Here is a 10,875-nt window from a genome sequence, read left to right as displayed (position 1 = left end):
GAGATGCGCCGCGTGAAGATGAACTACCGCTGCCCGACCTGCGGGACCGAGGTGCGCGTCACCCGCGCCGCGAGCGAAGACCCCGAGCCGCCGCGCCACTGCATGGACGAGATGGAGTACGTCCCCGGCGAGGACGACTAATCCACAGGCTGGGGAGAACTCTGGGGAGAACTACACCCGTGTAACTCAGGGTTTGTCTTAGTGATACCGGGTGGCCGTGATAAATCCACCCGTAATCAGGCCCAAACCGACCAGCAGGTACCAGTTGTTGGCGCCGCCGGGCAGGATGCCCATGTAGTTGGTGACGATCATCAGCATGCCCACCCCGAGCAGGGTGAACATCAGCACCGGCACCCACGTGGGGCTGACCTTGTACTCCTTGGGCACCGGCGGCGTGTAGCGGCCCTGCGCCTGCATCGAGGTGCCGCCGCTCTTCTGCGTCACCCGACGGCTGCTGACTGTTCCCTTTGGCGTCACACGCCCGGACGACGGCCGATCACCAGAACCCATCGGCTCAATTTACTGTTGCGGCGTGCATCGGCGGATTCAGCCTCTCGTCGGCGTGGCCTGCGCCCTCATCGGCTTCCTGGCGATGACCGCGGCGCGTTCGCACCCGGCGAGTCCCGAGGCCCGCCTGCCACGCCAGTACCGCCTCGCCGCGCTGATCGAGCGGCAGCAGAAGACGGCCGCCGACCTGCGCCGCGAGGTCGAGCATTTACGGTCCCAGGTGGCGCAGGCGTCGCTCGGTCCCGACAAGACCGCGGCGGCCGGCCGCGCCGCCGCGCTGCGCAGCGGACGCCTCACGGCGGGTCTCGTCGCCCTGCGCGGTCCGGGCATGCGGGTCGAACTCGCGGACTCGACCCAGGCCAGTTCTCCGAGCGGCGACATCAACGACCTCGTCATCCACTCGAGCGACGTGCAGGCGGCAGTCAACGCCCTGTGGCGCAGCGGTGCCGAAGCGATCTCCGTCAACGGCGAGCGCCTCGTCGGCACGAGCGCAGTGCTCTGCGTCGGCAACACGTTGCTCCTCAACGGCACGGTGCACTCGCCCCCCTACGTGATCTCGGCGCTCGGGGCCGACCGCAACAAGTTCGAGGCCGACGAGTTGGTCCAGCGCCTGCACGAAGACGCCAAGAACTTCGGGCTCAAGTTCGCCATCCACTCCGTCGACAGCGTGACCATCGCCGCCTACGACGGATCGACGACGCCCAAGTACGCCCGCCCCTCGTAGCATCGCGGGATGGGCGCCAACGTCGTCGTCATCGACAACTACGACAGCTTCGTCTACAACCTCGTCCAGTACCTCGGTGAGCTCGGTGCGCAGCCGACGGTCTTCCGCAACGACGAGATCACCGTCGGCGCGCTGGCGGAGCGCCAGCCCGACGGCATCCTGATCTCGCCCGGGCCCGGCACGCCCGACGACGCCGGCATCTCCAACGCGGTGATCGAGCAACTCGGCGCCACGATCCCGATCCTCGGCGTGTGCCTCGGCCACCAGTGCATCGGCCAGGTGTTCGGCGGGCGCATCGTGCGCGCCCCTACGGTCATGCACGGCAAGACCAGCTGGGTGAACCACGGCGGCCAAGGCGTGTTCGCCGGCCTGTCCAACCCGTTCGAAGCGACCCGCTACCACTCCCTCGTCATCGACCCGGCGTCGGTCCCCGACGTGCTCGAGGTGACGGCGACGACGGAGGACGGCGTCATCATGGGTGTGCGCCACCGCCAGCTGCCGATCGAGGGCGTGCAGTTCCACCCCGAGTCGATCCTCACCACCGTCGGCCACGACCTCATGCGGACGTGGCTGGCGGCGCTACTCAGCTTCGATCCTGCTTAGGCGTGTGGCCCGTCGACCGTGATGGTGACCGTCGACCCCTGGTCGGCGTTGGTGCCGGCGTTCGGGTTCTGATCGGTCACCAGACCGCTGCCCAACGCGTTGTCCGTGTAGGTCACGCTGACCTTGAACCCGGCGTTGACGAGGACCGCGCGCGCCTGCGACTCGGTCTTGCCGACGACGTTGGGCACCTGCACCTGGGCCGGACCGCTCGACACCGTGATGGTCACCGTCGAGCCCTTGGCGGCGTCGGAACCACCGACCGGGTCCTGTGAGATCACCTTGCCCTGGTCGACGGTGTTGGACGCCTGCTGCACCGTCTTGACCTTGAACTGACCGTCGTCGTTGCGCAGCGTGTCGACGGCGTCGTTCTCGTCCTTGCCGACCACGTTGGGCACGCTGAAGGTGGACTGCGCGCCGGACGAGACCGTGATGGTGACGGTCGTGCCGGTGTCGACCTGACTGCCCGAACTCGGGTTCTGCTTGATCACTTGGTCGACGGGCGCGGTATTGGCCTCTTCGGCCACGAGATACTTCAACCCCGCCTGGGTCAGGTCGTCCTGCGCCTGGGCGCGCTGCTCACCGATGACGTTCGGGATCTTGACCCGCTGCGGACCGGTCGACACCGTCAGCGTGATCTCCGAGCCCTTCTTGACGAACTGGCCCGCCGCCGGATCCTCGGCGGTGACGATCTCGGGGTCTTGCGAGGACGGCGCGTCCTGGCGCTTCACGGTGAACCCGGCGTTCTTGAGCGTGTCGCTGGCGGTGGCGTAATCGCTGCCGACGACCGAGGGCACCTCGAACGTCTTGGCCGTGCCGCCGCCGATGAAACCGACTTCGCGCAGGAGCAGGAACGCCAGCGCGGCGAACGTCGCCAGCAGGGCGACGAGGAGCATGGCGTAGAAGGTCGTGCGCCGCCGCACCTCGACGGGCACGCCCCCGGCCACGGCGGGCTGGGCCATCGTCTGCTCGTAGGCGCGTACGGCGCGCGTCGACTGCGTGCGCGGCAGCGCCTGGGTGGCGTTCGGGTCGCCGTACTGGTCGTCGAAGGAACCCGCGGCGATGGCGCGGCCCTGGCGGAAGCGAACCAGGTCGGCCCGCAGGTCCTCGGCCGTCGCGTAGCGGTCGTCGGGGTCCTTGGCGAGGCAGGTGAGGATGATCGACTCGAAGGCGGCCGACAGGTTCGGGTTGATCGACCGCGGTTGGGGCGGCTGGTCGCTCACGTGCTTGGTGGCCACCGCCACCGGGTTGCTGCCGCTGAAGGGCGGCCGGCCGCACACCATCTCGTAGAGCACGACGCCGAGGGAATAGATGTCGCTGCGGGCGTCGACGCCCCAGCCCTGCGCCTGCTCGGGCGAGAAGTAGGTGGCGGTGCCCATCACCGCGCCGGTCTGGGTGAGGTTCTCGTCGACGTTGTCCTTGGCGCGGGCGATGCCGAAGTCGGCGACCTTCACGTTGCCGGCGGAGTCGATGAGGATGTTGCCCGGCTTGACGTCGCGGTGCACGACGCCGTGCTTGTGGGCGAACGCCAGCGCGCTGGCGACCGCCGCGCCGATGTCGGCGGCGCGGTCGGCGAGCAGGGTGCCTTCGGCCTTGAGCACCGTCGACAGCGGCCGGCCGTCGACGAGTTCCATGACGATGAAGTACGTGCCCTGCTCTTCGCCCCAGTCGTAGATCGACACGATGTTGGGATGGCTCAGGTTGGCTGCCGCCTGCGCCTCACGCCGGAACCGCTCGACGAAGTTGGGGTCGGTCGATAGCTCGGGGAACAGCACCTTGAGCGCGACCGGCCGGTCGAGCATGCGGTCGTGGGCGAGGAACACCTCGGCCATGCCCCCGCGGGCGATGCGACGCCGGAGTTGGTAGCGACCTCCGAAAATGGGAGCAGGACGTTCAGCCATCTAGTTGAAGACGTTAGGCGACGTGTTCACGGCGGCGGGGGTGGGGTCCCCGCCGCACCGTGACGGGAGGCCGAAGGCCGGACGGAACCGAAAAACTGCGCGGTTAGAGGCCGAGAACGGCCTTCATCACCGCTTGTGCGATCGGCGCGGCTACGCGACCGCCGGTGGCGGCGTCGCCGGTGCCCTGCTGGCTCTCGACGATGACCGCCACCGCCACCTTGGGTGCCTCGGCCGGCGCGAACGCGATCAGCCAGGCGTGTGACGTGTTGGGCTTGCCCGTCTGCGCCGTGCCCGTCTTGGCCGCCACGGTGACGCCGGGGATCTGGGCGCGCGTGGCGGTGCCGCGCCGGGCCACGTCGATCATCATCTGCTTGATCACCGCCGCGGTCGCACCGGATGTCGCCGTGCGCCACTCGGCCGGCTTGTACTTGGACACGACGTTGCCGCGATCGTCCGAGGTGTGGTCGAGCACGTGCGGCGTCATGATGATCCCGCCGTTGGCGATGGCGGAAGCGACGAGCGCCATCTGCAGGGGCGTGGCCGACACGTCCTGCTGCCCGATCGACGAGAACGCCAGCCCGGGCTCGAGCAAGCGCTTGAACTCTTCGGCGTCGGGGAAGTGCGAAACGGCCGCCGCCGGCAGATCGATCGGGGGCTTGCTGCCGAAGCCGAACGCCGTGGCCTCGGCTGCCATGTTCTCGCTGCCGACGTCGAGGCCGACCGACGCCATGCCCGTGTTGCAGCTGACGCGCAACAGGTCGGCGATCGTGCCGCCGCAGCGCTCGCCGCCGAAGTTGTGCAGCGACAGCCCGCCGCTGTGGGGCAGCGGCAGTGCGTTCGTCGTCGGGTACACCTTGGAGGTGATGTCGGGGTCGTGGTCGAACGCCGCCGATGCCGTGACGACCTTGAACGTCGAACCCGGCGGATACGACTCGCGGTAGGCACGGGGCAACAGCGGGTGCGCCGGATCGTTCTGGAGGCCGGTCCACGTGGCGCGTACCGCGTCCTGCGAGTGGGCGGCGAGCGGGTTGGGGTCGTAGCTCGGCGCGCTCACCATGGCGAGGATGGCGCCGGTCGTCGGATCGAGGGCGACGACCGCACCGCGACGATCTCCGAGGGCGCTCGCCGCTATCCGCTGCACCGCGGCGCTGATCGTGAGCGTGACGTCCTGGGTCGGGCGCTTCTTCTCGAACAGCTGACGCAGCGCGTCGTCACCTTTGGGCAGCGCACCGCCGACCAGGGCAGTGTTGAACGCCCGCTCGGCGCCGTCGGCGCCGTAGGTGAACGACAGGTAGCCGGTGACCGGCGCGAACACCGCGCCCTGCGGGTACTGGCGCTGCTGCTTGAACTCGTCGTCGCTCGCCACCGACTTGGCCAGCAGCACGCCGTCGTTGGTCTGAATCGACCCGCGCTCGGCGCTGAACGCGGCGGTGAGACCGCGGCTATTGCGCGGGTCGTTCGTGAGCTTCGAGGCATCGACGACTTGCAGCCGCGTCAGCGACGCCAGCAGCAAGCAGAACGCGACGCCGAGGATCAACCCGAGGCGCTGGATGCGATCGTTCATGCGGCGCGATCCCCGGCCGAGATGCGCAGCAGCAAGGCCACGAGGATCCAGTTGGCGATGACGGACGAGCCGCCGTAGGACACGAACGGCAGCGTGATGCCCGTCAGCGGCAACAGCCGCGTGACGCCGCCGATGATGAGGCAGCTCTGCACGCCGAGGATGGTGGTGAGGCCGACGGCGAGGAGTTGTTCGAACGGACGCTCGGCGCGCTGGGCGATGCGCAGGCCGATCACGACGATGAGGGCGAACGCGGCGATGAACGCCGCCGCGCCGACGAGGCCGAGTTCTTCGCCGATGGCGGCGAAGACCAAGTCGCTGGCCACCTCCGGAATCTTCTGGGGTGTCCCGCGCGCCAGGCCCGTGCCGACGATCCCGCCGGCGGCGAAGGCGTACGCGGCCTGCACGAGTTGGAACCCGTCGCTCGACGCCTTGGCCCACGGGTTGACCCAGATGCTCACCCGCTCGTGCACATGGGCGAACACCTTCCACGCCGCCAGCGAGCCGGCCCCGAACATGGCGGCACCGACGACGGGCCATAGGTAGCCGCCGGTGGCCACCCACAGCATGGCAACGAAGAGCGCGAAGAACAGCGCGGAGGAACCGAGGTCCTTCTCCATCACCATGACCACGAGCGACAGCGCCCACGCGGCGGCAATTGGTCCGAGGGCGCGGGCACGCGCTGCGAGCGCCGAGCCGGGCAGCTTGCCGGGTGTGAGCAACTCGGCGCGCTCGGTCAGGTAGCTGGCAAAGAAGATGGCGAGGCAGATCTTGGCGAGCTCACCGGGCTGGAAACTGAAGGGCCCGAGCTCGAGCCACAGGCGTGCTCCGTTCTTGCTGACGCCGATGCCGGGTGCGAGCGGCGCGAGCAGCAACAGCACGCCGGCGAGCATCAGCAGGTAGCGGTACCGCTCGAGGTCGGCGGCGCGGCGCACTACGACAAGGGTGACCACAAAGGCCACCACGCCGATCGCCGTCCACATCGCCTGGTTGGCCGCGAGGTCGCGGTTGAGCCGCGCGATGACGACGTAGCCGAGCCCGTTGAGCAGGGCGACGATCGGCACGAGCGTGGGCTCGGCGGTCGGGGCGAAGCGGCGCATCGCCAGGTAGGCGACGCCCATGAGTCCGAAGATGACGACGAGGAATGGCAGCAGGTTGACGGGCAGTGACGCTGTCTCGCCCAAGCTGGAGAGGGCGTAGGCGGCGGCGACGATGACGCCGGCGACGAGCAGCAGGCTCAGCCCGGTGCCGGTCTCGCTGCGCGGCCGCAGCGCGACGCTCACGTCTTGACGGTGGTGGTCGTCGGCACGAACAAGGTGGTGGAGGTGGTCGACGTCGTGGTGGTCGACGTCGTGGCCGTGGAGCGCAGCCGCCGGATGTACGCCTCGGCGTCCGCGCGCGAGCCGAACTTGAGCCCGTCACGCACGCGTTGTTCCGCGGCCCCGGGAAGATCTTTGAGCTTGACGTCGGTTCGATCGACGAGTTCCTGCTTGAAGGGGCCCGACTCCTCGCCGCGGAAGAGGGCTACGTGTCCGTTGTTCGCGCTCACGTACCACGGCCTACCCAGATAGATGACCGCACCCACCGCACCCGCGATGATGACGAGCACTGCGAGGCCGAACACCGTGATCCGCAGCGGGCGCAAACGGCGGCGGGGTTCGTCGTAACCCGCGGGGCGCTCCATCGGTGCGCCCGTGCCGCTCTCGGCCAGGTCGCGCAACTGCGAGTCGCGTTCGGCCGCGGTGATGAGGCCCCGCGGGCGTGCCGGCTCCTTGGCCAGTGCCGCCGACGCTCCCTCGGCCTTGCCGTCGTCGTCGGTGACGTCGATGACGATGACCGTGATGTTGTCCGCGCCGCCGTTGTTCTTGGCCACGCGGGTCAGCTCGCGCGCCGCTTCGCCCGGATCCTCGATGCGGCGCAGGATCGACGCGATTTCGGCGTCGGACACCTCGTTCGTCAGCCCGTCGGAGGCCAGCAGCAGGCGGTCGCCGCGGAAGGGGTCGATGTCGAAGCGGTCGGGGACGACGGTGGTGTCCATGCCGAGCACGCGGGTGAGCACGTGGCGGCGACGGTCGGTGGCGGCCTCTTCCTCCGTCAACTGGCCGGCGCGCATCAGTTCGTCGGCCACCGAGTGGTCCTCGGTGATCTGGCTGAGTTCCCCGTCGCGCAGCAGGTACGCGCGCGAGTCACCGACGTTGACCACGACGACGGTTTCGCCGTCACCCTCGGGTGTGGGCACGAGCGCGGCGGCGCAGATGGTCGTGCCCATGCCACGCGTCGCCGCGTCGGACGCGGCGCGCTCGAGGACTTTCGCGTTGGCGGCCCGCACGGCGTCGACGAGGCCCTCGGCGGTGGGGTTGGCGGCGAACGCCTCGCGCACCGTGTCGACGGCAACCTGGGACGCCACCTCGCCGGCCGCATGGCCGCCCATGCCGTCGGCCACGGCGAACACCGGGTCGCTGACGAGCAGCTGGTCCTCGTTGTTGGTCCGCACCCGCCCGACGTCGGTGACGGCGCCTGTCCGCAAGCTCGTCACCCGAGCACCTCGAGTTCGATCGGGCCGACGCGGACGCGATCGCCCTTCTTGAGACGCGCCGGCGCGCCCACTTTGCGGCCGTTGAGGTAGGTGCCGTTGGTCGAACCGAGGTCCTCGATATGCAGGCCGCGGTCGGAGCGGAACAGCCGGGCGTGGAGTTGGCTGACCATGGGATCGGTGAGTTGCACCTGGCACCCCTGGCCGCGGCCCACCGTCGCCTCGCTGCCCACCGTGAACTCCTTGTTGGCCAGCGCGCCGCCGCTGACGACGCGCAGCGACGCGCGGCTGCCCGTACGCGCCGGCGCCGCTGCGGGTGGCGCCGGAGGCGCGGCGGGAGTGGGAGCCGCCACGACCGCGGCGCGCGGCTTCGCGGCCAGCAGGAACAAGACGCGCACGAAGAACAACCAGATGAGCGACAGCAGCAGCAGCCGCAGAACGGTCAGGAGGCTGTCAGGCACTACGACATCTCAAAGCGAAGGGTGACCGCACCGACCTTGATCTCGTCGCCGTCCTCGAGCATGTGGTCGGTAATGCCCACGCCGTTGACCTTCGTGCCGTTGCTCGAGCCGAGGTCGCGGACGAACCACGCGTCGCCGTCGCGCACGATCTGTGCGTGGCGCCGGCTGACGGTGGCGTCGGTGAGCTTGAGGTCACTCTCGGGTGAGCGACCGATAACAACGGGATCTTCGCCGATCGCGATGCGCGTGCCGTCGCCGAGAACCAACGCGGCGGCGGGCATCCCGCCGGGCCCCTGGCGCACTTCGACGACGACGGTGTGCTCGCTCTTGGCGAAGTCGGGATCCTGAAACAGCTCGACCTCGACGGGACCGATGAAGCGGTACTGCCGGTCGCGGGCGTGCTCGCGCATGGCGTCTTCGAGTTCGAGCTTGAGCGCGTCCGCGAAGGACTCGAAGCGCTCTGCGTCGAACTCGCTCAGCGTGATCACCGCGTGGTTCGGTGCGACGGTGCCACGCGTCGACACGGTGCGGCCGGCTTCCATCTCGCGGACGACGCGACGCGCTAATTCGACGGGCTGAAGCCCGCCCCGAAAGGCCTTCGAGAACACCCCTTCGACGAGGCGCTCGAGCCGACGCTCAACTTGCTGTAGTCCCATGGGTTTTCGTCAACCTACTCCGCAGGTGTGCCCCGAAAGCCCCGGCCTCAACCTGGGATTACCCGGTGGGATTTGCCCGGAGGCGCTGACGAACGGCCCGCAACTGGTCCAGGTCGTAGTTCGGATAGTCGGTGTTGAGCTCGACGTGGTTGGCCCCGTGGTCCGCCGCCCAGTTGAGCGCCGCCATGGCGTCGCCGATGCGCTGCGCGTTGCGGGTTTGGTACGCGATCGGTGCGCCGAGGTCCTCGATGTAGCCGTACAGGGTGGGATACGGCTCGGGCAGCAAGGGCGACGACACCGAATCGTTCTCGAGCACGCAGCGCGCGCCGAGCTTCTTGCGGCAGTACTGCATCTGCTTGCGGGTGAAGTCGACGTCGGTCGTGTACGTGCCGTCGGGCGCCAGGCTGTCGTAGGGGTCGGCGGACAGCGCCGAGCGGGTGCGCTTCCAGACCCGGTGGGCGGCCGTCTGCTGGTGCAGGCACTGCGTGTCGGCCTTGACGGTGAAACCGGCGGCGAGCAGCGCGTCGCGCGTGCGCGTGTCGGCGCGGTCGGCGCGCAGGAACGGCTCGGCCGTCATGATCGTGCAGCGCGACATCACGGTCTCGGCGACCTCGGGCGCGCCGTCGTAGCGCGCCGCCAGCTTCTGCTGCAGGTCGGCGTAAGCGTCGCCGTAGTCCGCCGTCCAGAAGCGCCCCATCGTGAAGACGTGGGCGCCGCGGTACACGTTGACGGGATCGCCGCCGAGGTGCTTCGCCCAGTCGGGCGCCGACACGCCGCCGAGCACGCGCAGCTTCAGCTGCAATTGCGACGCGCCGGGCGTCGTGCGGACCGCCGCGAGGGCCTGGTCGATGGCGTTGTCGGCCGCCAGCGGCCCGAAGGCGTCGGGCTGGAGATCGGTCCAGTCGACTTTGACGACGAAGCCGTCGAGCTCGTCGAAGTAGGTGCTGGCGGGCATGCCTTTGCGGTCGAGCAGCCCGCGCAACATCGGTTTGACGCTGGTCGCGTCGGCCGGCACAGCAAAGCCCGCGAGGAGGAGCACAAGCGCGAGAAGTCCAGCGATGGTGAAGCGGCGCATGAACCCCAACGCTAGCGACGCGTCAGCCGGGGGTGTTGTACGTGAGCGGGGCGCGGTAGCCCGCGCCCGTGAACGGCTGGCCGACCTTGCGCGCCCAGCGCCACTGCAACGAAATGCGCACGCCGACGCCGAGTTGGTTGAGGTACGGCACCGAGTGTTCCCAGTTCTGCTGGCAGGCGCCGCCCATGACGATGAGGTCGCCGCTGCCGGGGTGCAGGTCGTGGGTGGCGCCGCGCACGCCGTCGAGGGCGGCGAGGGAGTTGCGTACGGCGCGGGGCCGCAGGTACCACGGGCGCTGGGCACCGAGCGTGAGCACCGCGATGATCGTGTCGTCGAGGTAGCGCATGTCGGTGTCGCGGTGGAACGCCTGGCCGTCGGCGCCGTTGCGGTACTGGATGATGCCGAAGCCGCCGAAGCTGGCCTTGTAGTCGCGCTGGATCGTCTTGGTGATCTCGGCCAGCGCCGGGTGCGGGAGCGGGCGCCCTTTGGACCACGACGATCCGAGGCGGCGCTCGTCGACCCACTTCTCGAAGCGGAAGATGCGCGACGGCTGCCACGCCACGCTCTCGAGCAGCGCGTCGAACAGCTCGTCGGCGCCGTCGAGCCAGTTGCGTGTGACGTCGACCCACGATGTGTCGTCGAGCTGCACCCGCTCGGTCTTGGCGCTGGGCGACACCGCGATCACGGACTCAGTGTGCCACCGGGGTGTGCGACGCTTGGCGGGTGACCATCAGCGGCACTTTCGCCGTCGACGCCAAGCGTTCGAGCATCGAGGTCCTCGCCACGTCGAGCGTGCACCCGATCCACATCCGCGGCCGCGAACCCGAGGGCGAGTTCAGCTTCCGCGACGGCGTCGG

11 protein-coding genes are annotated in these 10,875 nt (G+C 69.3%); 2 read left to right on the top strand and 9 right to left on the bottom strand.

What is annotated here, in order from left to right; all coding sequences use genetic code 11:
* Positions 1–198: 198 nt before the first annotated feature.
* On the bottom strand, positions 199–444 hold the full coding sequence (locus tag VHC63_18950) for a cell division protein CrgA (GenBank protein HVV38693.1): 246 nt from the start codon (positions 442–444) through the stop codon (positions 199–201).
* 88 nt (positions 445–532) lie between these two features.
* Between VHC63_18950 and VHC63_18945 the strand changes: the two genes are divergently transcribed.
* On the top strand, positions 533–1,231 hold the full coding sequence (locus VHC63_18945; GenBank protein ID HVV38692.1) for a DUF881 domain-containing protein: 699 nt from the start codon (positions 533–535) through the stop codon (positions 1,229–1,231).
* 9 nt (positions 1,232–1,240) lie between these two features.
* On the top strand, positions 1,241–1,834 hold the full coding sequence (locus VHC63_18940) for an aminodeoxychorismate/anthranilate synthase component II (protein ID HVV38691.1): 594 nt from the start codon (positions 1,241–1,243) through the stop codon (positions 1,832–1,834).
* Here VHC63_18940 and pknB read toward each other — a convergent pair.
* The 8 genes from pknB to VHC63_18900 form a co-directional block, all read right to left on the bottom strand.
* The gene (gene pknB, locus VHC63_18935) at positions 1,831–3,732 is read right to left on the bottom strand and encodes a Stk1 family PASTA domain-containing Ser/Thr kinase (GenBank protein ID HVV38690.1); all 1,902 of its coding nucleotides are present in this window, start codon (positions 3,730–3,732) and stop codon (positions 1,831–1,833) included. The genes VHC63_18940 and pknB overlap by 4 nt on opposite strands.
* Before the next feature lie 103 nt (positions 3,733–3,835).
* A complete protein-coding gene (locus tag VHC63_18930) occupies positions 3,836–5,296 on the bottom strand; it encodes a penicillin-binding transpeptidase domain-containing protein (protein HVV38689.1) in 1,461 nt (486 codons plus the stop codon).
* A complete protein-coding gene (locus tag VHC63_18925; protein ID HVV38688.1) occupies positions 5,293–6,576 on the bottom strand; it encodes an FtsW/RodA/SpoVE family cell cycle protein in 1,284 nt (427 codons plus the stop codon). Before VHC63_18925 ends, VHC63_18930 begins: the two co-directional genes overlap by 4 nt.
* The gene (locus tag VHC63_18920; protein HVV38687.1) at positions 6,573–7,829 is read right to left on the bottom strand and encodes a Stp1/IreP family PP2C-type Ser/Thr phosphatase; all 1,257 of its coding nucleotides are present in this window, start codon (positions 7,827–7,829) and stop codon (positions 6,573–6,575) included. Before VHC63_18920 ends, VHC63_18925 begins: the two co-directional genes overlap by 4 nt.
* Positions 7,826–8,287: an FHA domain-containing protein gene (locus tag VHC63_18915; GenBank protein ID HVV38686.1), complete on the bottom strand. Its 462-nt coding sequence runs from the start codon at positions 8,285–8,287 to the stop codon at positions 7,826–7,828. Before VHC63_18915 ends, VHC63_18920 begins: the two co-directional genes overlap by 4 nt.
* On the bottom strand, positions 8,287–8,943 hold the full coding sequence (locus VHC63_18910; protein HVV38685.1) for a DUF3662 and FHA domain-containing protein: 657 nt from the start codon (positions 8,941–8,943) through the stop codon (positions 8,287–8,289). The genes VHC63_18915 and VHC63_18910 overlap by 1 nt, the downstream gene beginning before the upstream one ends.
* 58 nt (positions 8,944–9,001) lie before the next feature.
* The gene (locus VHC63_18905; protein HVV38684.1) at positions 9,002–10,018 is read right to left on the bottom strand and encodes a hypothetical protein; all 1,017 of its coding nucleotides are present in this window, start codon (positions 10,016–10,018) and stop codon (positions 9,002–9,004) included.
* Positions 10,019–10,040: 22 nt separating this feature from the next.
* Positions 10,041–10,703 carry an alpha-ketoglutarate-dependent dioxygenase AlkB gene (locus VHC63_18900; GenBank protein ID HVV38683.1) on the bottom strand — a complete coding sequence of 221 codons (663 nt, stop codon included), beginning with the start codon at positions 10,701–10,703 and terminating at the stop codon, positions 10,041–10,043.
* Positions 10,704–10,875 lie beyond the last annotated feature (172 nt).

The organism is Acidimicrobiales bacterium, from assembly GCA_035546775.1.
In the GTDB taxonomy this organism is placed as follows: domain Bacteria; phylum Actinomycetota; class Acidimicrobiia; order Acidimicrobiales; family JACCXE01; genus JACCXE01.
The sequence above is the reverse complement of the archived record's forward strand: the minus strand, read 5'-3'. Positions and strand labels throughout refer to the sequence as shown.

Coding starts and splice junctions, on each gene's coding strand:
- VHC63_18940 (HVV38691.1), top strand. CDS start 1,241: ATGGGCGCCAACGTCGTCGTCATCGACAACTACGACAGCTTCGTCTAC.
- pknB (HVV38690.1), bottom strand. CDS start 3,732: ATGGCTGAACGTCCTGCTCCCATTTTCGGAGGTCGCTACCAACTCCGG.
- VHC63_18930 (HVV38689.1), bottom strand. CDS start 5,296: ATGAACGATCGCATCCAGCGCCTCGGGTTGATCCTCGGCGTCGCGTTC.
- VHC63_18910 (HVV38685.1), bottom strand. CDS start 8,943: ATGGGACTACAGCAAGTTGAGCGTCGGCTCGAGCGCCTCGTCGAAGGG.
- VHC63_18905 (HVV38684.1), bottom strand. CDS start 10,018: ATGCGCCGCTTCACCATCGCTGGACTTCTCGCGCTTGTGCTCCTCCTC.